The sequence below is a fragment of the Bacillus cereus group sp. N11 genome, assembly GCF_016483605.1.
GTDB lineage: Bacteria > Bacillota > Bacilli > Bacillales > Bacillaceae_G > Bacillus_A > Bacillus_A toyonensis.
In genome coordinates this window covers 53,299-74,793 of sequence record NZ_JAEHBN010000007.1, presented here as the reverse complement: position 1 = coordinate 74,793, position 21,495 = coordinate 53,299, and the positions used below count along the sequence as shown (strand labels likewise).

Below are 21,495 nucleotides of genomic sequence, written 5' to 3'. Positions count from 1 at the left end.
TATTTTTTATTAGAATACTTGCCAACCAATCGGTAATTTCAGTCCAAGGTAAAATACCGCTACTAGTGCGACAATAAATAATCCCCAAACTGCCCCTGTTGCCTTATTCTTGCTCATTTTCACAAGAACCATTTCCATTCCACCGATAACTAAAATACCAGCTATCATTTTTAAACCGTACCACATGTGCATGTTACTTGTTGCAGTCTTCATAATACCCATGTACAACATGAAACCTGTCACAATAATGATAATGTACATAAGACGAAGCCCCATATGTACACCTTTCCCTTTTCTTCCTGCTGAATAAAGTGAATACGCAACGAAGAATAAAATTAAACCTAACGCCCATGCTGTAATATGCATATGTACCATCGTATCCCCTACCTCCTCTTTTCACACTTTTTCACTCTATATGATAACATGTTCATTTATTTTCAGGAAATGTTTCGCTTTTTTACATTTAAATGATATAATATTTAGAGTATTTACAAACTTCTTGTAATAACAAAAGGGGGAACAATCATGATTCAAACTAAGGATATTATCGAACTTACAGACACATACGGAGCAAATAACTATCACCCACTTCCAATCGTTATTTCTAAAGCAGAAGGCGTTTGGGTAGAAGATCCTGAAGGAAATCGCTATATGGACTTATTAAGTGCATATTCTGCAGTTAACCAAGGTCATCGTCACCCAAAAATTATTAACGCTTTAATTGACCAAGCTAATCGTGTTACGTTAACTTCTCGTGCTTTCCATAGTGATCAATTAGGCCCTTGGTACGAAAAAGTTGCGAAACTAACTAATAAAGAAATGGTACTTCCAATGAATACAGGTGCAGAAGCTGTTGAAACTGCAATTAAAACAGCTCGCCGCTGGGCTTATGATGTGAAAAAAGTAGAAGCAAACCGCGCTGAAATCATCGTTTGTGAAGATAACTTCCACGGACGTACGATGGGTGCTGTTTCTATGTCATCAAACGAAGAGTACAAGCGTGGCTTCGGTCCAATGCTTCCTGGCATTATTGTAATTCCTTACGGTGATTTAGAAGCGTTAAAAGCTGCAATTACACCAAATACAGCAGCATTCATTTTAGAGCCAATTCAAGGTGAAGCAGGAATTAACATTCCACCAGCTGGTTTCTTAAAAGAAGCTCTTGAAGTATGTAAAAAAGAAAACGTTTTATTTGTAGCAGATGAAATCCAAACAGGCTTAGGCCGTACTGGTAAAGTATTTGCTTGCGACTGGGACGATGTAACTCCTGACATGTACATACTTGGTAAAGCACTTGGTGGCGGCGTATTCCCAATCTCTTGCGTTGCAGCAAACCGCGACATTTTAGGTGTATTCGAGCCAGGTTCTCACGGTTCTACATTCGGTGGTAACCCACTTGCATGTGCTGTTTCTATCGCAGCTCTTGAAGTGTTAGAAGAAGAAAAATTAACAGAGCGTTCTCTTCAATTAGGAGAAAAATTAGTTGGGCAATTAAAAGAAATTGATAACCCAATGATCACTGACGTTCGCGGTAAAGGTTTATTCATCGGTATCGAATTAAACGAGCCAGCTCGTCCTTACTGTGAACAACTAAAAGCAGCTGGTCTGTTATGTAAAGAAACACACGAAAATGTAATTCGTATCGCACCACCTCTAGTAATCTCTGAAGAAGATTTAGAGTGGGCATTCCAAAAAATTAAAGCTGTTTTATCGTAATGATAGAGAGGTTGTCCTACACGTTAGGGCAACCTCTTTCCTTTTATAGTGATTTATATTAAAGTTTAATTGTAATTTTCTGTTTTTTATTCATAGAAGGAGGTGCGACATGCTATTAAGATATGGTAAACATATTAACTATTTAGCTACAGCTTTTATTTTAGTTACATTCTTTGGTTTCATCCTTTCCACAACATGGCTTCATTACTCAACTCCTACTACACTCACACTACTGAAAGCATCATTTTGGACTGCTGTTATTCTTACTATTATTGGATTTGGACGAGAAAAAAGCGCACTTGCGGTTATATTATTTGGCATTTGTACACTTGCATTAATTGGTCTTTACACTTTTGCCGTTATCGATTACCTCTATAACCCGAGACCATAGAAAAAGCTATCTTTATACAAGATAGCTTTTTTCTTCATTTCACTACATTTCGCAAAGTACCAATTCCCTCTACTGTAATGACCACTTCATCACCAGCGTGTAAAAACTTCGGTGGTGTAAAGCCCTTTCCGACACCAGCCGGCGTTCCTGTTGCGATAATATCGCCTGGTTCTAATGTCATCCCTTTACTTATCGTTGAAATAATTTCTTCAATTGAAAAAATCATTTTATTTGTGTTTGAAGTTTGTCTTACTTCTCCATTTACTACTGTTTCGATGTGTAATGCGTTCGGCGTTTCAACCATTGATTTATGCATTAAATACGGTCCCATCGGACAAAACGTATCGAAGCTTTTCCCAAGGAAAAACTGTTTATGTTTCCTTTGAATGTCACGAGCGGTTACATCATTTATAACTGTATATCCGAAAACATGGTCTAGCGCTTTTTCTTTTTTTATTTGCTTCCCGCGCTTACCAATAACAATAGCTAGTTCCCCTTCATAATCTAGTTCATTCGTTGCGTGGGAATGCCCATTGATTTTCTCATCAATTCCAATAACTGTTGTTGGTGCTTTCGTAAAAATCATTATATTTTCCGGAATAGACTCTACTCCGCCCATCTCGATTGCATGTTCACGATAGTTTTTCCCAACACAAAGTATATTCTTTCTTGGCCTTGGAATTGGTGCTAATATTTTCACCTCTGTTAACGGATAATACGCTACCCCTTCATTTTCCTTTGCCCAATGTACAATTTCACATATTTTCTCAAGACATTCAGTCCCTCTTTCAATACACTCTAACATTGTAATCGGAATCGTAACCTTTTCCCCTTTTTGTCTTTGCGCTTCTCTTAAGTGCAGTACTTTTTCTTCCTCTTCGTCTACAATACCTACAAATACCTTTTCCTCTTTCTTCGCCGTTACAAAACGCAATATTTCCACTCTCCATCCTAAAACTCATACCATTTAATTGTATTCGCATCTATAAGAAAAAAACCTTCTCATGCACGCTAATTTTTACAATATTCTTCTCACGCCTTATTCATTACTCATTCATTATTTGACATAAAATGTAGAATTTTTACTTTTTTTAGCGAAGTTGTTTCTTTTTTATGCGATTTTTGTATAATATGTACTACATATATACTAAAAATTTCATTTAGAGATGGAGCCGATTTCAATGTTTGAGCAAGCTATTGAAAAAAAACGTGAAAAAATGATCTATTTTGCTGAACGCTACGGAATGACTTCTCAAAAAACAGTGGATTGTAGCCAAGAACTGGACAGGCTCTTAAATGTAATTTGGCATGTACATACGAATTTTCACCATAATCAAACACTCGATACACACACGCAATAACGTGTGTGTTTCTTTTATTTCAAAAAAACACACATTTTATTGAAAACGCCCATACAATAGTAGAAAAGAAAATTTTAAAAACGAAAGGTGTTTTATATGCCAGCTATGGTCGGACATATTCGTATCGTCAATATTGGGTCAAGTGGTATTTTTCACATTGGAGATGTATTTGCGATTAGGCCTATTAGTTATTCACGTGCTTTCGCTGGGGCCGGCTCTTTTAACGTTGGGGATAATGTTTCTGTCTACAATTATCAAAGCGCAACGACTGTCAATGATTCAGATGTAATCGATCAAGCGATAATTGGTTCAACTTAAAGGAGGCAATTGCATTGAATTTTTACGTGAACCAAAGTATTATCATTAACAGTATTAGAATCGATAGCATTACGACTTCTTCTGTATTCCAAATTGGTACAGCCGGAAGTATTAAAGCTCTATCTAAATTTTCAAATACGGGTGGATTTACAGAGCCTCTTCGCCCATTACAGGCGAAAGGACAAATTATTTCTATCAAACCATCAAATAGTTCTTCTTAAGGCATCCTTGTCATAAATATATAGCAGGAATATATTTACCCTCCCTATTGAAAAGGAGGTTTCACAAAATGAATCAAGATATATATACTTACTTACACCAACTTCAGCAAGCTCTCCAAATACAACAAGCAACTATCCTTAGCCTAGAAGATCAAGTCCGCCAATTACAAGAAGAGCTTAATGAATTAAAAAGTCGCCCCTCCTCTTCTATAGGAAAAGTGGAATACAAATTCGATCAATTAAAAGTAGAAAATTTAAATGGCACTTTAAATATTGGTTTAAATCCATTTTCAACAAAAGGACAACAAATTGAAGATTTTCAAGTTGATACAGAAACATTGAAGGTCAATCCTGAAACTGACACCAACCCTGACTTTTATCAAGGTATCCTTCAAGAAATGCATCGCTACTTAGATGAAGAAGCATATAATCGAATTCTCCATTTTGAACAAGAAGAGAGAACACCGCTTGATGAAATGTATCGACAAATGATGGTTGATGACATAAAAAAACAGATGGAGCATAGACTTCCTTATTATTTATCACAAGCTCAATCATATGAAGGTATTTCAACGGATCCAGATTATTTACGAGACCTCATTATTCAAGCAATGAAACAAGATATCGACAAAGCCTTTCTATCCTTTATTCAGCACATACCGGGAAATTTCCGAAAGGAGTAAGTATGTATGAATCTTAACGTTGTAAATCGTGAGTTAAAAGTCGGACAGATTAAAATGAACGGTGTATCTTCGTCCGCTCTCTTTTTAATTGGGGATGCAAATTTCCTCATTTTATCTTCTATTCTTGATACACCGTTTGAAACTGTTACAGAGGGTCCATTTGTACCATTAGTAACAGATGTCCCTCCTACTCCAGGTTAAGGAGACTGAGAAATTATGTTACATCATGTGTCTATTGTCCAAAATGTTTCTATTATTTCTTTAGGGATTACTGCTGTATTTCAAGTTGGAGATGCAAATCAAATGGAATTAAAAAGTAGAGCTCTTGCCGTCCACAGGGAAATCCCTTGTTATATAAAAGGTGAAGGGCGCTTAGATGCATTTGAAATCTTTACAGATGAACACATTACAATCCCAAAGCGAACGACAGATGTCAAATTAAATATTATAAATGAATGCCCTTTTATTGAAGTAAATAACGTTGAATTGCGAACACTTTTAAATTCTGGTTGCTTTCAAATTGGAAATGTTGATTATGTTTTTAATAACTCTCGTATTATGCAAATCCGCCAATATATTACGGATGAACCTTCCGCTCAATAATTCATATAGTAATTAAAAAGCTTAGTAAAGTAGGTGGATGGTATGCCTTCTGTTGTTGGAAATCTCGTCGTTCAAAACAGTAACGGTTCTTTCAATTTAGGAGATTTTTATAACGTGTCTCCGAAAGAAAACACGAAAGCTTATAACGGGTCCGGAGCTTCTAATGTCGGATTTGTCGTCAACACTTTTAACGGCGTTAGTGCAACAAATACGTTTGATTCTGATGTGGCAGATCAAGACCAGATTGGAACGGCATAAAAAAGAGGTGTCTCCTATAGGTGACACCTCTTTTTTATATGAAATAGTAACGGATCTTTTCTTTGAAAATTATTCATCACATCACCATTTATTTAAATGATAACCCGCTCTCCTCCAAAGCCTTCCTAAGCTTCGGCAAAGACGCAGGTCCCATACCATGCAGTTTTAAAATTTCTTTTTCACTATATTTTGAGAGTTCTTCTACAGTTTGAATTCCATGGTGTTCTAATGCCCTTCTTGCTGGCGCTGAAAGAAGAGAGAGAAAACCTTCTTTTGGCTTTCTCTCTTTCTCACAGGTTGGGCAAGTTGGACAATCGCTACTTTTATAGTACTCGTGTCCCTGTTCACAAGTTCTTAACGTTGTCATTTTTTATAGCCCCTTTCTGTTGTCTATTCCTCAATTTTCACAACATGATTCCCATCAAAGAAGTATAAGCATTTCTCTTTCACAGGATGTTGTAAGCTTTTTTCGAGTGCTTTTGCATATAACGAAAGCTGCACTTTATAGCGATCTTCTAAAATTGGTTTTGCTTGTTCAAATCCGCCTGGGAATTTACCTTCAATCGTATCTGTTTTGAAATCGATTAGCGTAATACCATCTTCTTCTTCAATCATGCAGTCGATAACCCCTTGGACAAGAATCGATTCCCCGCTATTCCCTTGCCAATCTTGATATGCTTCTTCTGCTGATAGCATCATCGTAAATGGAACTTCACGCTCAACACTTTTCGCCGCTAATACCCTTTTACCTAAGTCACTGTCAAAGAATGAAATTACTTTTTCAATCGCTATTTCTTCCGCCTGCTCGAATGTTAATAATTCCTTATTTACCATTCCAGCAATTTGTTCTTGAAGAACTTCAACCGTAATCGGCTTCTTCAAATCTACATGTTGCATAACGGTATGGACTGCCGTCCCACGCTCTGCGTACGTTAACCCTTTTTTCTCCATAAAGCGCGGACGTGTTTTAATTGGTGCACGTAGTTTTTTAATAAAGGCGTTATCGCTGCCTTCTTCAGACTGATAATTTCTCTTTATTTCTGTAACGGATTGCTTCGCACGATGAGAGGTTGCTTCCTCATACCCGTACTTCCACATTAACCTATCGTACACTTCTTCTTTTCGTTCACTTTGTAATGGCACAGCCTTTTTCTCACGAAGTGCTTCTAACAACTCTTGTTTCTCTTCTTGAACTGGCTCTGGTGCAAGTAGCGTGTTACCGTCCACAACTTCTACTTTCCAGCTAGTGTCATACCCGTACATTTCATCTGGAATACTTCCTTGTCCTAATTCAAGAAGCATTTCACTATCACGATGTCTATATAATGAAGGTGCAATCCAGTCTAAATAACAAGACGCTCCAGCACGTATGTGATCTGGTAATAACCATTCACTATGTTCCCTCGCATCGAGCCATTTTTCCATTTCCTTATTTGCATCCTTAACTGTTCCGATTAAAATTAACTTCTCTTTTGCACGCGTTAAAGCTACGTATAATACGCGCATTTCTTCCGCAATCAATTCCATTTTCATTTTACGTTTAATTGCAAGCTGTGATAATGTCGTATATTTAATTCGTTTACGCGGATCAATGAACTGTGAACCGAAACCGAAGTCTTTATGCAGTAAGAAACGTTTCATTAAATCTTGTGTATTAAAACGACGACCGAGTCCAGCTACAAATACGACCGGGAACTCAAGTCCCTTACTTTTATGAATCGTCATAATGCGAACAACATCTTCTTGTTCACCAAGAGCTCTCGCCGTCCCCATATCGTCACCGCGTTCTAAAATACGTTCAATAAAACGTAAGAAGCGGAATAATCCTCTAAATGATGTTGCTTCATATTGCCTTGCGCGGTCATATAATACACGCAAGTTTGCCTGCCTTTGCTTTCCAGCTGGTAAACCGCCGACAAAGTCATAATACCCTGTCTCACCGTACACTTTCCAAATTAAATCAGAAAGTGATTGTTGGCGCGCGAATTCACGCCATCCTTGCAGTAAGTTATAAAACCATTCTAGTTTTTCATGAAGTTCTTGTTCTTCTTCAAGCGGTGCACCTTTTAAGAATGAGCTCATTACTTCATAAAATGACCCTTTCTTTCCGTGAGCACGAAGCGTCGCAAGTTCTTCATCATTTAATCCAACGATCGGTGAACGAAGTACTGCTGCAAGTGGAATATCTTGCATCGGATTATCAATAACGCGGAATACGTTCATCATAATATTTACTTCTGTCGCTTCAAAGTAACCAGTCGCAAGGTCTGCATATACTGGAATTCCTTGTAGTTTTAACTCTTCCATAATTTGCGGTGCCCACGGCATAGAGCGAAGTAAAATAACGAAATCACGATATTGCACTGGTCGCATACTATCCGTTTTTCGGTCATACACTTCATAACCTGAATCGACCATCGCTTTAATGCGCTGCGCCATAAGACGAGCTTCCAGTTGCGCCTTTTCGACTTCCGTACCTTCTTCACCCTCTAGTACTTCTTCTTCCGTTTGCTGAATGCATAATAATTCAGCCGCTACATCTTCACCTTCTGGATAACTAGCGCCTAGTTTTAATTCAGCGTCAGCGTCGTAGTCAATCTCTCCAACTTCTTCGCCCATAATTTGTTTGAAAATAAAGTTCGTACCTGCTAGTACTTCATGACGACTACGGAAGTTTTTCGCTAAATCAATCTTCATACCGCCGCCCGATCCTTCTTGCGTGAAGCGTTTATACTTTCCTAAGAATAAGCCTGGTTCTGCTAGTCGGAAACGGTAGATTGACTGTTTTACGTCACCAACCATGAACAAGTTCCCTTCACTCTCAGAATCTTTCGTTACGAATTTAATAATGGATTCCTGTACGAAGTTCGTATCTTGATATTCATCGACCAGTACTTCTGCAAATTTATTACGATATTGAAGCGCTACTGCTGATGGCTTCACTTCATCATTTTCACTTTGTTCACTTAAAATTTGCAAACAGAAATGCTCTAAATCTGTGAAATCAACCATTCCTTTATCTCGCTTCATCGCTTGGAAACGCTCTGTAAATACTTTTACGAGCTTCACGAGTTTTTCTAATACAGGATGCATATCTTGAAAATCTCGTAAGAAACTTTCAGGTTTGCGGCTAAATAACTCTTCTTGTAATTTCTTCACTTCATCTTTCGCTTTATTACGAAGAGAGTCTACTTGTTTTACAACATCCTCGTTGTAATCACTTTTCTTAATACGCTTTAACGTTTGCCACGATACGTTTTGCATCGCTTCATACACGCTTGTCCACGATTCACGAGCTGCTGATGATAACATTCCAAGTAAAGCTGCATCCGCTTGCAGGGTTTCAACGCGAGGCGCCGGGCCGTCAGGAAGCATTGCGAGTTCGGTTGCTTTACGAATATGTTGTTCCGCTGTTTCAAGCTGGAATCTCACATCTTCTAATAGGTAAGAAGCATACACTAAATCTTCAATTGTCTTTCCTTCCACGTCGTATGCTTCTACTAATTTATCGAGCCATTTTTCCGGATTTGGATGCGCTCTTGATTCTGTATGAAGCGCTAAAATCATTCTTTGTAAGTCATCATCACTACGGTCACTCGTATAGCGATCAACTAATTCAAAGAAAATACTATTATCTTCGATTCCATACTCTTCTTCTAATATGTCATCTAGCACTTCTTCTTTTAACAACTCATTTTCTGTTTGATTTGCAATACGAAAACGAGGATCAACATCAAGCATGTAGTAATACCCTCTAATTACTTGTAAACAAAATGAATGGATCGTTGAAATAGATGCTTTATTTAATAGGCTCAGCTGTTTTCTTACATGCTGAGATCCTGGCTCATCAATTAGTACTTTTTCTAACGCTTCTCCAATTCGATTTTTCATCTCTTGCGCCGCTGCATTCGTAAATGTTACAACGAGCAGGCGATCGACATCGACTGGATTTTCCTCATTAATAATCTTTTTAATCATACGTTCAACTAATACTGCTGTTTTTCCCGATCCAGCTGCTGCTGCGACTAAAATGTCACGTCCATTCGCTACAACGGCTTTCCACTGGTCATCTGTCCATTGACTACCTTCTGGTTTTTTAGGCCAATTTTCTATCATTCTCCGTCAACCTCCTCTCTAATTTTCTCCATCGCTTCACTATCTTTCATATCTTTTAACGTACGGAATTGATTATCTTCAAGTGATTCATCAAACTGACAGACAGATTTGAAGTTACAGAACGTACATGCCGCTTTATTCCCCTTTTTGTAAGGAGCAATATCAATAACACCTTCTGTAATGTCTTTTCCGATATTTTCAAACGTATGGTGTACATATTTTTGCAGCACGTTAAACTCTTGCTCACTTGCAATGCTAGAACGCGCACTAAAACTACCGTCTTTTTTCAGACCAGCAGAAATAATATCTGAACTTCCTGTTGAAAGTTTATTATCCATTAAACGAACAACGTCAGCATCTCCTAGTACGAGGCCTTTCATTTTAAATTTCTTTAAAATTTCTTTTTCAATTTCAGCTTCAGATGCGTCACCTTTCATTTCAACAATCGGGTTATGAATATGAAAGTACAGTACACCAGCAGGTGATGCTGCGTGGCCTTTTTTCATCCACGTTTGTGCATTTGTAGTAACGACATCTAAATACGTTAACATTTGAAGTGCCAATCCGTAATACACTTCCGTTAAGTCTAACGCTTTTGAACTTGATTTATAATCAATAATACGAAGGAATGTTCCGTTTTCATCTTCAGCCTTATCCACACGGTCAATACGGCCGATAACTTCCATCTTCACACCATTTGGTAATGAGAATTCCATCGGCGGAAGCGATCCCGTACCGCCCATACCGAATGGCACCTCTAAATCAACTGGTACGAAACCACTCGACTTCGCGTGTTCACGAAGAATGATTGACGTACGGAAAATGATTTGTTGTAGTTTTTGTTTTAAATAGAAATGACGATTTGAGCTTAATAAAATTTGTCTTTGTAATAACGGTGCGATTTCTTCTATTACTAAAACAGAAAGATGCTCACACTCTTTTATTGATAAATCCGCCCAAGTGCGGTTTTCGCGTAATAGCCTGTCTGCAATTCTCTTCAGTGCTGCATGGAATAGTTCACCGATATCTGGTGCATCTAGTTTAAAAATATCACGCTCTCTTAACGATAAACCGTGCTGCGCGAAATGAGCGTACGCACAACGGTTGAAGAGTTCCATACGAGAAACGCTTCCTTTTATTTTATCTCCGTATAAATCTCTACTTACTACCGTACTTAGTTTCTGCGCACGATTTCGATAGAATAAACTTGATAACACGCGACTACTTTTTTGTTTCCATTCATCCGAAGTGACGTAGAAGTTATAGACGTCCCACCAAAAATCTAGATTCCCTTCAAATCCGTATCGCTTCCACGTTTGTAGTTGCTGCATGACATAAGATAACGTCACTTCTGGCGTTGCTACGTATGAAATTTGTTCCGAACGCGATAAGTCGTTTACGTCATTCGTAATAAACGAGTCTTTCACATTAGGGAACATTCTTTTTATTTTCTTAATAAAGCTAGATGCAAGTAATGTCTTTCCTTCTTCATCTGCAAGTGGGCATGAAATATATAATTTCTCAGACGCTCTCGTTATCATCTGATACATAACGAACTGCTCTTCTAATAAAGTTTGTCTCGTCGTTGGCGCGAGTTCAATTCCTGCCGCACCAAGAACTTCTCTTTCCTCATCAGAAAGCATCCCTTCATCCATCGGTGCTGCTGGTATGACGCCTTCATTTACGCCGATAATGAATGTTGCTTTCACGTTTGATAACCTGGAGTGATCAATATTAGCAACTAATACTTGATCTAATGATGGCGGAATGTTAGCGAATTGAAGTGCCTCAAGTCCTGTCGACATAACGTCCGTGAACATAGATAGTGACATCTTCTCCTCACCAAGCATTTCTACAAACGTATCAAGAAGGCTCATTACTTCTTCCCATACTTGTTCATGGTCTGTTGCAAATAAGAAATCTCCGCTCTCTTCTGCACGTATACGTAATTCTTCTAACTTCTTTGGAACGTCAAGTTCTTCTAAAAATAAGTAAACCGCTTCGCACATTTGCATCACTGTTCCCGCACGCTTTAACCTTTTTTGCATGCGAATAACTGGCGTTCTTACAACGTCACGCAGTCTGTTTATTTTCTCTTCCATTTCACGTTCAATATCTGTTATCATTCCGTTTGTATCGTCAAGTGAACGGTAACGGCGATACATCCACGGATCCTCAGAAGTCCATCTCTTCCCTTGTACACCGTACGCTAAACAGTAGTTTTCGAACTCATCCATCTCTTCACGCATCATTTCTTTCCTTACGTCTAATGGATATAAAAGCTCTGTTTTCACGCAGCGAAACACCGCGTCATAACGCCAATTTCCGCTAATAATTTCTAAGGCAGAACGAATACACTCTACTAATGGATGATGTGACATCGGGCGTTTTTCATCGATGAAGTGTGGAATATTATAATCTGTAAATAACGTTCGCATCACATCGTAATAACTTTCCCCGTTACGAAGAAGTACTGCAATATCTCGGTAACGATACGTTTCATCCGCGACAAGTCTACGAATTTCACGAGCAACCCCTTCTACTTCAGCTCGTAAATTCGCCGCTGTACTAATTGTTACACTTGCTTCATCATAATACTTTTCATTCGGACGCGCTTCATAATGCGTTTCTAAATGAGCTAATGCCGGAGAATGAAAACGCGGTTGTTCCATAAGTGGAATTGTTTTTTCAATTTCTATTTTCTCTTCACGCGCTACTTGTTTTATTTTTTCATATGTTAACGTTGTTTCATAAAATAAATCCAGTTCATTCACTGGTTGCGCTAATGTTTTTTCATCTATCGTTAACGTAATTGTGACTCTCGCTCCACAAATCATGAGCTGTCTTACAATTTCAAGTTCTTGCGGAGAAAATGAATGAAACCCATCTATATAAATTTCAGCACCATTTACATACTCAGACTGCGGAAGCTTTTCCACTAGCAATTGTAAATAGTCTTCTGAATCTAAATACTTCCCGATTAAAGCACGTTCAAAATCATCATATAATAGCTGTAAATCATATACTTTATTCGCTAATAACTTTTGCTCAGCACTGCTACTATGCGCATCTAATTGTTGCCACATTTCATATACGTTAGATGGCGTCACATTGTAGCGTTTAAACTCCGCAATCATACTGCCAAGATGCTCAAAGAAACCGTTTTGCTCCGCTGCTTTTTGGAACACCGATAATCCATCTTTACGAGATTCTACAATTTTACGAAGTAACATATGCACACCCGCTTCATCAATATGAAGACGACTCGCTCCGCCAACTTCTTGCAACACCTTCCAAGCTAATCGTGAAAAACTAAAAACTTGTGCCCGAATAGAACCTCTTACATCCTCCCTTTCAATTAACGCCTGCTGCGTCTGGAATGTCATCTGTTCTGGCACAAGATATAATATTGTTTTGCCTCTCGGGCGCTGTTTTAACTCTTCTTGCACTTCTCGTAAACAAAGTGTACTCTTTCCACTTCCCGCTCTACCAATCACCAATCGAAGTGACATGTAACCCCACCTTTCACTTACACAACGAACGTTAGTTTGCTACTATAATTGTATTATAGTACACGAAAAAAGACAAACGGAGTTGTTTGTCTTTTCTATACTTCTACTTCATTATATCAACCTTTTGAAAAATTCGTTTGCACCTCTTGAATTGGCCAATATCGTAAATCGACTTTACCGACAACTGTATCAGCCTTCACAAAGCCAAAGTGTCTACTATCCCAGCTCCCAAGGCGGTTATCGCCTATTACAAAAATATGACCAGCTGGCACCACCTTTTCTTTCGTTAACTCTTCTAATGTAAAATCACCTGTTAGTTGCCTTCCATTTATCTCTTTCTTGTACTTCTCTAAATAAGGCTCATCAATAAATTGACCGTTTATATACAACTTATCATGCTTATATTCAATATGGTCTCCAGGTAAACCGATAATTCGCTTTACATAGTCTTCTTTTTTATTCGCATGAAAAACGACGACATCGAACCTGTTCAAGTCCCCCACTTGATAACTCACCTTATTTACAACGAGCATATTACCATCTTGCAATGTCGGCATCATTGACTTCCCCTCTACAACGTACGTTGAAAAGAAAAACGTTCGAAAAAATACAGCTAATAGTACACCAATTAAAATTGTTCGTATCCACTCTAGGCCTTCTTTTTTCAAAGTTTTCTTCATCCGCTTCTCCCCTTACCCTTTAATAATGAAGCTTGCATTTATAAAGTGAAACTTAATCGGTGGGGGTTTTGTTCATCCCGCACCGATCGGGCAGTTTGATCCCCACCTAACTTCTCTGCTTCAGCCGAATTTTTTGGAGGGAGTTTCACGGCCCTCAAATAGTGGGACAAAGAAGACTATTCTTAATGTAGTTCTAACTTTACTTCAATTCTTTTACCGACATACCATAAAATAAAAATAACAATCGCTACAATAACTGATTTCACCGGCTTATGAATAAACGACATTAAATCATGACCGATGTACGTTAAAATAAAAATCATCACAAGCTTTCCGAATGCGAGCGCAAGTCCGAACTGTTTTACGCTAATGCGAGATAAACCAGCTACAACGTTTATAAGCGCAGACGGTGTAAACGGAAAACAAAATATAACAAACACTGGCGCGAATCCTTTCCTTTCAATCCACCCCATTGCCTTCCGCACTTTCTCATGCTTATTTACAAAAGAAAAGAAACGGCTTCGTCCAAAATGGCGGATAATGAAAAAAACAAGCATAGCACCGATTACTGATCCAAGCCATGAATAAAGGAAACCCAGCCAAAATCCAAATGCAACAGCATTCGCTAGTACAAACACAATAAGTGGTAATGCTGGAATAAGTGCCTCTATCATCGGCAAACCGATGCCAAGAAGCGGTCCGAACGCCTTATAACTTTCAACAATATGATCCATATTTTCTGGTGAAAAATACTCTTTGATTGACTGAAAATCCATTCTACACTTTACCCCTTTACTCTAATTACTACCTCTACTGTATCATTGCTTTTCTGAAAGAGGAAATGGTAGATACGACATATGGAGATGTAATTATTAAGTTTCCATGTCCTTCATTAGAATTCCTTCATTATTTAGCTATGATAATCTTTCAATATTCGACAGGATATGAAGATAATTTAGACACTATACACAAATTGTAACTTAACGGTTACGTTTGATGAAAAAGCAGAAACTACAGAAAGTAATAATTCGTCTTTTTCAAAAAAATACCCTTACTGCACGTAAGGGTATTTCTACCTATATAGAAAGAAGTATCATGTATGCCACAAATATAAAATGATATATATTCACACGACATTAAATATATATAAGGAAATTACCATTATATTGTTCCATTAAAGAACAATATATTTGTACATCTCGCTCGTTTTATTTATGAATCTTACAGCGTAAACTGTATATATATAATGAAATAAAAAAAGGATGAGTCTCCTCATCCTTTTCCTCTCACACATCTTCTTCCCTAACAAAATACACTTTCTCATAAGCTGGTCTTAATGTTGATTCATCTCTTTTATCAATTTCTTTAAAACAAGGATTTCCTTGTTTCTTCTTTCGATCTTCATATTCTGTACGCAGTTTCGCTGTACGATTTTGTTGATTTTCAAAACTACTTTTTGATATTTCTAATTTCACAGCAAGGCCATTTATAAATCGAATAATAAGATTTCCATCTTTTAATTCTCGATTACTTTCGATATAAAAATGCGACAGCCACGCACACTCTTTTCTAGAATAAGAATAAGTAGGGAAAAAATAAAGTTGATCTGTCGGACTGATTGCAATCGGTGCTTTATGTGTAATGTGCGTTAACTCTTTCGTTCCTTCTTTTCTGCCCAAAAAACTAGATCCATGCTTACGACAACTTCTCTCTATAATATCTAGAGGCTTTTGAAATACGAAAAAAGAATCTTCCATTTCAACAACTCGCGTAACAATTTTCTTTTCACTTAGAATAACAGGAAGTAAGGCCATTGTATTTTTAGTTACAACATAATTTTCGACATAGCGTTCTACTTTACTTTCCATATCCTATTATCTCCTTTTTTCATTTTCTATTTATATTAGCAGCTGCATATATAATTTTAGCACCTACGAAAAGGAAATAGGTAACAGGTTCCGCTTTTTTACAATTTTTTATCATTTATCAAACATTTGTTAAATTATTAAATAATAGTATGCACATTCACATATTAAAACCTATACACAAAGCATTTATACTAACTAAAAATACTTATAATTACTTCTTCTTTTCACAGCATTACAACAATTAACTTTGCTATAATTAAAAGACAAATCCAATATATGGAGGTTCTTTATGGAAGAAAAAGAGATTCAACCAACTATTCACATGAAAAACAGTAGCATTGTGATCGTGAAAAATTCAGCTAGTATTATATTCGGTTTATTTTTCATTCTGCTATTCTTCGCTAAACCATTTCGTAAATCGAAATGTCCTGAATGTAAAAAACGCGAGAAGAAAAAAGCAGGGATTGAAGAGTAAAAGGCCTTCCTTTTTGGAAAGCCTTTTACTCTTCTTCATTACCTCTATAAACGTCGAGTACAACTTCATTTACATATATCTCAACAACAAAAAAAGGATGGCATGAGCCATCCTTTTTTCCATCATCAACTATAAAATTATAGTTTGATTACGTTTTTAGCTTGAGGTCCACGGTTGCCTTCTTCGATTTCGAAGCTAACTTTTTGACCTTCTTCTAAAGATTTGAAACCTTCAGTTTCGATTGCAGAGAAATGTACGAATACATCGTTTTCGCCTGGAACTTCGATGAAACCGAAGCCTTTTTCGTTGTTAAACCATTTTACTTGTCCTGTTACTGCCATGATTATTTCCTCCTAAGAAAATACAAATTATTTTAGTCTTCCTGTATAAAAAAAGAATCCACACATTATCAAACACGAAACATAAACTAGTTCTCACATACTTTTTCTCGTTCGTTTTCGGCACTTGATAATATATGGATTGCTTAATTTAACTATTCAACTGACATCATCATAGCATACTTAAAATAAAATGTACAATCTTTTTTGAAAATAACTGACAAATTAAGTTGAGTATACGCTCACAAATATATTATATTAACATGTGCAAATTTCAATATTAAATAAACAAACACAACATTTGAATACGATTACATTTCTTTTTCCGAACTGTTAAAATATAATCATATAGTGTTTACTGGAGGGGATTTATTAGATGTCAAACTACACTAACGAAGAAAAGCTAACAGGGGGAAACGTCTCAAACGTATATCGTTCTGAAAATACTGTTCGGCGGGAATTAAAACCAGACAGTACAAATATTCATAAGCTATTACGTCATCTAGAAAACAAAGGGTTTCATTATGCCCCAAAGTTTTTGGGCATAGATGAAAAAGATAGAGAGATTTTATCATTTATAGAAGGCGACGCAGGCAATTATCCTTTAAAAGAATACATGTGGTCTAATGATGTGCTGAAAGAAATCGCAAAGATGCTCCGTCTGTACCATGATGCTGTAAGTGACTTTCCGTTATTAGATGATTGGAAACCGATGGATCATACCCCACATAACATTGAGGTTTTATGCCACAATGATTTTGCTATATATAACATTATTTTCAATAATGAAAAGCCAGTCGGTATTATTGATTTTGACGTCGCTGCTCCTGGTCCAAGAATGTGGGATATCGCTTATACGCTGTATACTTGTGTACCTTTAAGTCGAGTGTATTATACAGAATCAGGAGAAGCCGTTCATTACGACTCATCGCAACACGCAGGTCGTATTAAAGAAAGAGTAAAGTTGTTTGCTCAGTCCTACGATAAAGATATGGACGAAAATTACTTCGAAATGGTGCTACTACGTTTAGAAGGGTTATGTACATATGTGAAAAGAAAAGCACAAGAAGGAGACGGAAATTTCCAAAGAATGATTGATGAAGGACATCTAGATCATTATGAAAAAGATATGACGTTTATTCGTAAGCATGGGAAAGAATGGATCTAATATTATTTCTATTTTTGTTAGTAAATATATTTTAAGTTATGTTACATATATCCGAATAATCGTTCATATCGTTTCTTTTCCTATCGGAACTATCAAGCTAAAATCTCGAGATACCCCCTAACGAAATTTTAGCTTTCTATAGTTATGTAAGAGAATTCAGCCCATTTTTTCGTTTCACAAAAATTTTATAATAATTAAAATCACGTTATAAAAATATTATATTATAATACAACTAGTTAAAGGGAAACTTTAATCAGTGGGGTTTTGTGCATCTCCCACGTAACTTCTTTGCTCCAGCCAACTTTTGAGGCGGGATTCTTACTGCCGCAAATAGCGGGATAAAATTACAAGGCCGTTTGCCATGGGGGATTTACATACATGAAAAAGATTTTATTTTTGTTATTGGCTACTATTATTACGTTAACATACCTTCTAGTTTTTAATAAGACTATTGATTCTGAAATTAAAGGATTCCCTATACCTTATGAAGCTAAATTAATTCATACTACTGAGGAGATAGGTGAGTATGTATATAAAGGCGATTGTTTTGAATCAGGTTTATCTATATGGTATCAAATACATATAAAATTAAAAGGATGGGATAAAAATTTTGCAGAGGGTGGAATGAAAGTTTATGAGAAGGATAATAAAAAAGTAACCGTAATATATTTAACGGGAGAAGATGTTATCAGTTTATATAAAGAGTAATAAAAAAGGTGATCACTTAATTGTGATCACCTTCCTTTTATTTCGTAAACTGAGCTTCTTCTGTAGAACCTTTTAACGCTGTTGTTGATGAAGTACCGCCTGTAATGACTTGTGCTACTTCATCAAAATAACCTGTTCCTACTTCGCGTTGATGACGAGTTGCAGAGTAACCGTGTTTCTCTGCTGCGAATTCCGCTTGTTGTAATTCAGAATATGCTGCCATGCCACGGTCTTTATAGCCACGTGCTAATTCAAACATGCCGTAGTTTAATGAGTGGAATCCAGCAAGTGTTACGAACTGGAACTTGTAACCGTAAGATGCGATTTCTTTTTGGAAGCTCGCAATCGTTTTTTCATCTAATTTTTGTTTCCAGTTAAATGACGGTGAACAGTTATAAGCGAGTAATTTCCCTGGATATTTTTTATGGATTGCGTCTGCAAATCGTTTTGCATCTTCTAAATTTGGTTCAGACGTTTCACACCAAACGAGGTCTGCATACGGTGCATACGCTAAACCACGTGCAATTGCTTGATCCAGTCCTGCTTTCGTACGATAAAATCCTTCTGGTGTTCTTTCTCCTGTAATAAACGCTTTATCAACCGGATCGATATCACTCGTAATTAAATCAGCTGCATCTGCATCTGTTCTTGCAACGATAATTGTCGGCACTCCCATTACGTCCGCAGCAAGGCGTGCGGAAATTAAATTACGTACCGCTGTTTGTGTCGGCAGTAATACTTTTCCACCTAAATGTCCGCATTTTTTCTCTGAAGATAATTGATCTTCAAAGTGTACACCTGATGCACCCGCTTCAATCATACCTTTCATAAGCTCGAATACGTTTAATTGTCCGCCAAATCCAGCCTCTGCATCTGCTACAATCGGTACGAAATAATCTGTATCATCGCTTCCTTCCATATGCTGAATTTGATCCGCACGTTGAAGTGTTTGGTTAATTCGTTTTACTACAGCTGGTACGCTGTTCGCTGGATATAAGCTTTGGTCTGGATACATATGTCCAGAAAGGTTTGCATCAGCCGCTACTTGCCAACCACTTAAGTAAATTGCTTTTAATCCCGCTTTCACTTGTTGCATCGCTTGGTTTCCTGTTAATGCACCAAGTGCGTTAATATAATCTTCCGTATGAAGCGATGTCCAAAGCTTCTCAGCACCGCGGCGTGCTATTGTATGTTCAATATCAATCGAACCACGCAAACGAATTACATCTTCAGCTGAATACGGACGTGTTATTCCTTTCCATCTCGTATCTAATTCCCAGTTCTCTTGTAATTTATCGATTCTTTCGTTTTTCATTTATTCCATCCCCTTTTCACTTTATAAAATTTCATAACCCGGTAATGTTAAAAATGGTACGAACTCATCATTCCGAACGAGGTTTGTAAACAATGTTGTCGCCTCTTGGAATCTCCCTTTCTTAAAGGCTTCTTTACCAATCTCTCTTTCTATCTTTACTAATTCTTCTTCTTTCCATTCTTCCATTAATTCGAGCGTAATATTGCGGCCATCATTTAGCTTTCCGCCTTCATGACGAATCCATTGCCATATTTGTGCTCTGGAGATTTCCGCAGTTGCTGCATCTTCCATTAAGTTATAAATTGGCGCTGCTCCCCGTCCACTTAACCAAGATGCAATATATTGAATACCTACACTAATATTCGTGCGAAGACCTTCTTCTGTAATCGTTCCCACTGGTACTTCTAATAAATCTTTTTCTGTAACACGTATTTCTTCACGTTTCCTAAAAATTTGATTCGGCGTTTTCATAATGTGATTAAATACTTCCATTGCAACCGGTACAAGTCCCGGGTGGGCAACCCAAGTCCCATCATGACCGTCTAAAGCTTCACGCTCCTTATCAGCACGCACCTTTTCGAAAGCCGCTTCATTCGCTTCTGGATTATTTTTAATCGGAATTTGTGCTGCCATTCCTCCGATTGCTGGTGCATTACGGCGATGACATGTTTGAATTACTTTTAAAGAATACGCGCGCATAAACGGCGCCGTCATCGTGACTTGCGCTCTATCTGGCAGTAAAAATTCATTATGATTACGGAAACCCTTTAAGAAGCTGAAAATGTAATCCCATCTTCCGCAGTTTAAGCCAGCAGAATGATCTTTTAGCTCATACAAAATTTCATCCATTTCAAACGAAGCGTGAATCGTCTCCAATAGCACAGTCGCTTTAATTGTTCCGTTTGGAATACCGATGTATTTTTGAGCAAATACGAATACATCGTTCCATAATCTCGCTTCTAAATAACTTTCCATTTTCGGTAAGTAAAAGTACGGGCCACTTCCTTTTTCTAAAAGCGCCTTCGCATTATGGAAAAAATACAGACCAAAATCCACTAAGCTGCCGGACATATTTTTCCCATCAACTTGCATATGCTTTTCCTCTAAATGCCATCCTCTTGGACGCACAATGAGTACAGCTGTTTTATCATTTAATCTATATTCTTTTCCTTTATCATTTTTGTGTGAGATCGTTCCCTTTACTGCATCTCGTAAGTTAATTTGGCCTTCAATCGCATTTTCCCAAGTTGGTGAATTCGAATCTTCAAAATCCGCCATAAAAAGATGAGCTCCTGAATTTAAAGCGTTAATGACCATCTTTCTATCTACCGGTCCAGTAATCTCTACGCGGCGATCCTCTAAATCTTTCGGAAGATTGGCGATTGTCCAATCCGCTTCACGTATGTGCTTTGTTTCTTCTAAAAACTTCGGAAACTCCCCTGCATCAATTCTTTTTTGTTTCTCTACACGTTTTTGTAATAGTTCTGTGCGGCGCTCATTGAAATTTTCATGTAGTTCCTTTAAAAAACTAAGCACCTCAGGTGTCAATATTTCGTTGTACGCTGGTAACATTTCTCCGGGCAATGTAACCCGTGAAGTTCGCGTCGACATATTAGCATCCCCTTCTTAAACTGTTTTATAACAGATTTGATTTTATGTTTTATATTATATAACAAATCTTCAGAAAAGGAAGTTTTTTTTGAAAATTCATTTCATTTTTTTTTGAAAACGCCGTTCTTTCGTGCTCTATTCCATACAAAAAAG

General features: G+C 37.3%; 23 protein-coding genes. 12 read left to right on the top strand and 11 right to left on the bottom strand.

Annotated elements, in window-relative coordinates:
- Nucleotides 1-9: 9 nt before the first annotated feature.
- Nucleotides 10-375, bottom strand: coding sequence for a YisL family protein (locus JDS98_RS13170; RefSeq protein WP_000233490.1), 366 nt, complete (start codon nt 373-375; stop codon nt 10-12).
- 150 nt (nt 376-525) lie between these two features.
- Here JDS98_RS13170 and rocD point away from each other — a divergent pair, with 150 nt between their 5' ends.
- Nucleotides 526-1,716 (top strand): ornithine aminotransferase, encoded by a 1,191-nt coding sequence (gene rocD / locus JDS98_RS13165; RefSeq protein ID WP_000616647.1) that lies wholly within the window; start codon nt 526-528, stop codon nt 1,714-1,716.
- 109 nt (nt 1,717-1,825) lie between these two features.
- Nucleotides 1,826-2,107 (top strand): hypothetical protein, encoded by a 282-nt coding sequence (locus tag JDS98_RS13160; protein ID WP_000926856.1) that lies wholly within the window; start codon nt 1,826-1,828, stop codon nt 2,105-2,107.
- Between the two features lie 34 nt (nt 2,108-2,141).
- On the opposite strand, the gene JDS98_RS13155 is transcribed toward JDS98_RS13160, so the two are convergent.
- Nucleotides 2,142-3,041 carry a fumarylacetoacetate hydrolase family protein gene (locus JDS98_RS13155; RefSeq protein WP_176519418.1) on the bottom strand — a complete coding sequence of 300 codons (900 nt, stop codon included), beginning with the start codon at nt 3,039-3,041 and terminating at the stop codon, nt 2,142-2,144.
- Nucleotides 3,042-3,288: 247 nt separating this feature from the next.
- Here JDS98_RS13155 and JDS98_RS13150 point away from each other — a divergent pair, with 247 nt between their 5' ends.
- The 7 genes from JDS98_RS13150 to gerPF all read left to right on the top strand — a co-directional run bounded on the left by JDS98_RS13150 (nt 3,289) and on the right by gerPF (nt 5,551).
- Nucleotides 3,289-3,468 carry an aspartyl-phosphate phosphatase Spo0E family protein gene (locus JDS98_RS13150; RefSeq protein WP_000462852.1) on the top strand — a complete coding sequence of 60 codons (180 nt, stop codon included), beginning with the start codon at nt 3,289-3,291 and terminating at the stop codon, nt 3,466-3,468.
- A gap of 96 nt (nt 3,469-3,564) precedes the next feature.
- Complete coding sequence (gerPA, locus tag JDS98_RS13145; RefSeq protein WP_001111187.1) at nt 3,565-3,786, top strand: spore germination protein GerPA; 222 nt, start codon at nt 3,565-3,567, stop codon at nt 3,784-3,786.
- Nucleotides 3,787-3,800: 14 nt separating this feature from the next.
- Nucleotides 3,801-4,007, top strand: a complete 207-nt coding sequence (gene gerPB, locus JDS98_RS13140) for a spore germination protein GerPB (RefSeq protein WP_001012514.1) — start codon at nt 3,801-3,803, stop codon at nt 4,005-4,007.
- 68 nt (nt 4,008-4,075) lie between these two features.
- Nucleotides 4,076-4,690, top strand: coding sequence for a spore germination protein GerPC (gerPC, locus tag JDS98_RS13135; protein ID WP_001070753.1), 615 nt, complete (start codon nt 4,076-4,078; stop codon nt 4,688-4,690).
- Between the two features lie 6 nt (nt 4,691-4,696).
- A complete protein-coding gene (gene gerPD / locus JDS98_RS13130; protein WP_001052804.1) occupies nt 4,697-4,891 on the top strand; it encodes a spore germination protein GerPD in 195 nt (64 codons plus the stop codon).
- A gap of 15 nt (nt 4,892-4,906) precedes the next feature.
- Nucleotides 4,907-5,293, top strand: coding sequence for a spore germination protein GerPE (locus JDS98_RS13125; protein ID WP_000902326.1), 387 nt, complete (start codon nt 4,907-4,909; stop codon nt 5,291-5,293).
- A gap of 42 nt (nt 5,294-5,335) precedes the next feature.
- Nucleotides 5,336-5,551: a spore germination protein GerPF gene (gerPF, locus tag JDS98_RS13120; RefSeq protein ID WP_001141566.1), complete on the top strand. Its 216-nt coding sequence runs from the start codon at nt 5,336-5,338 to the stop codon at nt 5,549-5,551.
- An 88-nt stretch (nt 5,552-5,639) separates the two neighbouring features.
- On the opposite strand, the gene JDS98_RS13115 is transcribed toward gerPF, so the two are convergent.
- The 6 genes from JDS98_RS13115 to JDS98_RS13090 all read right to left on the bottom strand — a co-directional run bounded on the left by JDS98_RS13115 (nt 5,640) and on the right by JDS98_RS13090 (nt 15,727).
- Nucleotides 5,640-5,918, bottom strand: coding sequence for an RNA polymerase alpha subunit C-terminal domain-containing protein (locus tag JDS98_RS13115; protein WP_097958866.1), 279 nt, complete (start codon nt 5,916-5,918; stop codon nt 5,640-5,642).
- Between the two features lie 23 nt (nt 5,919-5,941).
- Nucleotides 5,942-9,667 carry a helicase-exonuclease AddAB subunit AddA gene (gene addA, locus JDS98_RS13110; RefSeq protein ID WP_097958864.1) on the bottom strand — a complete coding sequence of 1,242 codons (3,726 nt, stop codon included), beginning with the start codon at nt 9,665-9,667 and terminating at the stop codon, nt 5,942-5,944.
- The gene (gene addB / locus JDS98_RS13105; RefSeq protein WP_098711136.1) at nt 9,664-13,179 is read right to left on the bottom strand and encodes a helicase-exonuclease AddAB subunit AddB; all 3,516 of its coding nucleotides are present in this window, start codon (nt 13,177-13,179) and stop codon (nt 9,664-9,666) included. Before addB ends, addA begins: the two co-directional genes overlap by 4 nt.
- Before the next feature lie 116 nt (nt 13,180-13,295).
- Nucleotides 13,296-13,859 carry a signal peptidase I gene (gene lepB, locus JDS98_RS13100; RefSeq protein ID WP_000751914.1) on the bottom strand — a complete coding sequence of 188 codons (564 nt, stop codon included), beginning with the start codon at nt 13,857-13,859 and terminating at the stop codon, nt 13,296-13,298.
- 182 nt (nt 13,860-14,041) lie between these two features.
- The gene (locus tag JDS98_RS13095) at nt 14,042-14,635 is read right to left on the bottom strand and encodes a TVP38/TMEM64 family protein (RefSeq protein WP_000347508.1); all 594 of its coding nucleotides are present in this window, start codon (nt 14,633-14,635) and stop codon (nt 14,042-14,044) included.
- A 510-nt stretch (nt 14,636-15,145) separates the two neighbouring features.
- Nucleotides 15,146-15,727: a competence protein ComK gene (locus JDS98_RS13090; protein WP_000444437.1), complete on the bottom strand. Its 582-nt coding sequence runs from the start codon at nt 15,725-15,727 to the stop codon at nt 15,146-15,148.
- Between the two features lie 289 nt (nt 15,728-16,016).
- Here JDS98_RS13090 and JDS98_RS13085 point away from each other — a divergent pair, with 289 nt between their 5' ends.
- Nucleotides 16,017-16,202, top strand: coding sequence for a hypothetical protein (locus JDS98_RS13085; protein WP_097958861.1), 186 nt, complete (start codon nt 16,017-16,019; stop codon nt 16,200-16,202).
- Between the two features lie 137 nt (nt 16,203-16,339).
- Here JDS98_RS13085 and cspA read toward each other — a convergent pair whose 3' ends face one another.
- Nucleotides 16,340-16,543 (bottom strand): RNA chaperone/antiterminator CspA, encoded by a 204-nt coding sequence (gene cspA / locus JDS98_RS13080; RefSeq protein WP_000301522.1) that lies wholly within the window; start codon nt 16,541-16,543, stop codon nt 16,340-16,342.
- A gap of 373 nt (nt 16,544-16,916) precedes the next feature.
- On the opposite strand from cspA, the gene JDS98_RS13075 reads away from it, so the two are divergent.
- Both JDS98_RS13075 and JDS98_RS13070 read left to right on the top strand, forming a co-directional pair.
- Complete coding sequence (locus JDS98_RS13075) at nt 16,917-17,708, top strand: phosphotransferase (protein ID WP_098138331.1); 792 nt, start codon at nt 16,917-16,919, stop codon at nt 17,706-17,708.
- Between the two features lie 378 nt (nt 17,709-18,086).
- The gene (locus JDS98_RS13070) at nt 18,087-18,416 is read left to right on the top strand and encodes a hypothetical protein (RefSeq protein WP_199633965.1); all 330 of its coding nucleotides are present in this window, start codon (nt 18,087-18,089) and stop codon (nt 18,414-18,416) included.
- A gap of 37 nt (nt 18,417-18,453) precedes the next feature.
- Here JDS98_RS13070 and aceA read toward each other — a convergent pair whose 3' ends face one another.
- Nucleotides 18,454-19,731 carry an isocitrate lyase gene (aceA, locus tag JDS98_RS13065; RefSeq protein WP_000787332.1) on the bottom strand — a complete coding sequence of 426 codons (1,278 nt, stop codon included), beginning with the start codon at nt 19,729-19,731 and terminating at the stop codon, nt 18,454-18,456.
- Nucleotides 19,732-19,752: 21 nt separating this feature from the next.
- The gene (aceB, locus tag JDS98_RS13060) at nt 19,753-21,342 is read right to left on the bottom strand and encodes a malate synthase A (protein WP_000107648.1); all 1,590 of its coding nucleotides are present in this window, start codon (nt 21,340-21,342) and stop codon (nt 19,753-19,755) included.
- Between the last annotated feature and the right edge of the window lie 153 nt (nt 21,343-21,495).

What these genes read in the sequence shown, in the direction of transcription:
- JDS98_RS13170 (WP_000233490.1), bottom strand. Translation starts at nt 375, where the DNA reads ATGGTACATATGCATATTACAGCATGGGCGTTAGGTTTAATTTTATTC.
- rocD (WP_000616647.1), top strand. Translation starts at nt 526, where the DNA reads ATGATTCAAACTAAGGATATTATCGAACTTACAGACACATACGGAGCA.
- JDS98_RS13160 (WP_000926856.1), top strand. Translation starts at nt 1,826, where the DNA reads ATGCTATTAAGATATGGTAAACATATTAACTATTTAGCTACAGCTTTT.
- JDS98_RS13150 (WP_000462852.1), top strand. Translation starts at nt 3,289, where the DNA reads ATGTTTGAGCAAGCTATTGAAAAAAAACGTGAAAAAATGATCTATTTT.
- gerPA (WP_001111187.1), top strand. Translation starts at nt 3,565, where the DNA reads ATGCCAGCTATGGTCGGACATATTCGTATCGTCAATATTGGGTCAAGT.
- gerPC (WP_001070753.1), top strand. Translation starts at nt 4,076, where the DNA reads ATGAATCAAGATATATATACTTACTTACACCAACTTCAGCAAGCTCTC.
- gerPD (WP_001052804.1), top strand. Translation starts at nt 4,697, where the DNA reads ATGAATCTTAACGTTGTAAATCGTGAGTTAAAAGTCGGACAGATTAAA.
- JDS98_RS13125 (WP_000902326.1), top strand. Translation starts at nt 4,907, where the DNA reads ATGTTACATCATGTGTCTATTGTCCAAAATGTTTCTATTATTTCTTTA.
- gerPF (WP_001141566.1), top strand. Translation starts at nt 5,336, where the DNA reads ATGCCTTCTGTTGTTGGAAATCTCGTCGTTCAAAACAGTAACGGTTCT.
- JDS98_RS13115 (WP_097958866.1), bottom strand. Translation starts at nt 5,918, where the DNA reads ATGACAACGTTAAGAACTTGTGAACAGGGACACGAGTACTATAAAAGT.
- addA (WP_097958864.1), bottom strand. Translation starts at nt 9,667, where the DNA reads ATGATAGAAAATTGGCCTAAAAAACCAGAAGGTAGTCAATGGACAGAT.
- addB (WP_098711136.1), bottom strand. Translation starts at nt 13,179, where the DNA reads ATGTCACTTCGATTGGTGATTGGTAGAGCGGGAAGTGGAAAGAGTACA.
- lepB (WP_000751914.1), bottom strand. Translation starts at nt 13,859, where the DNA reads ATGAAGAAAACTTTGAAAAAAGAAGGCCTAGAGTGGATACGAACAATT.
- JDS98_RS13095 (WP_000347508.1), bottom strand. Translation starts at nt 14,635, where the DNA reads ATGGATTTTCAGTCAATCAAAGAGTATTTTTCACCAGAAAATATGGAT.
- JDS98_RS13090 (WP_000444437.1), bottom strand. Translation starts at nt 15,727, where the DNA reads ATGGAAAGTAAAGTAGAACGCTATGTCGAAAATTATGTTGTAACTAAA.
- JDS98_RS13085 (WP_097958861.1), top strand. Translation starts at nt 16,017, where the DNA reads ATGGAAGAAAAAGAGATTCAACCAACTATTCACATGAAAAACAGTAGC.
- cspA (WP_000301522.1), bottom strand. Translation starts at nt 16,543, where the DNA reads ATGGCAGTAACAGGACAAGTAAAATGGTTTAACAACGAAAAAGGCTTC.
- JDS98_RS13075 (WP_098138331.1), top strand. Translation starts at nt 16,917, where the DNA reads ATGTCAAACTACACTAACGAAGAAAAGCTAACAGGGGGAAACGTCTCA.
- JDS98_RS13070 (WP_199633965.1), top strand. Translation starts at nt 18,087, where the DNA reads ATGAAAAAGATTTTATTTTTGTTATTGGCTACTATTATTACGTTAACA.
- aceA (WP_000787332.1), bottom strand. Translation starts at nt 19,731, where the DNA reads ATGAAAAACGAAAGAATCGATAAATTACAAGAGAACTGGGAATTAGAT.
- aceB (WP_000107648.1), bottom strand. Translation starts at nt 21,342, where the DNA reads ATGTCGACGCGAACTTCACGGGTTACATTGCCCGGAGAAATGTTACCA.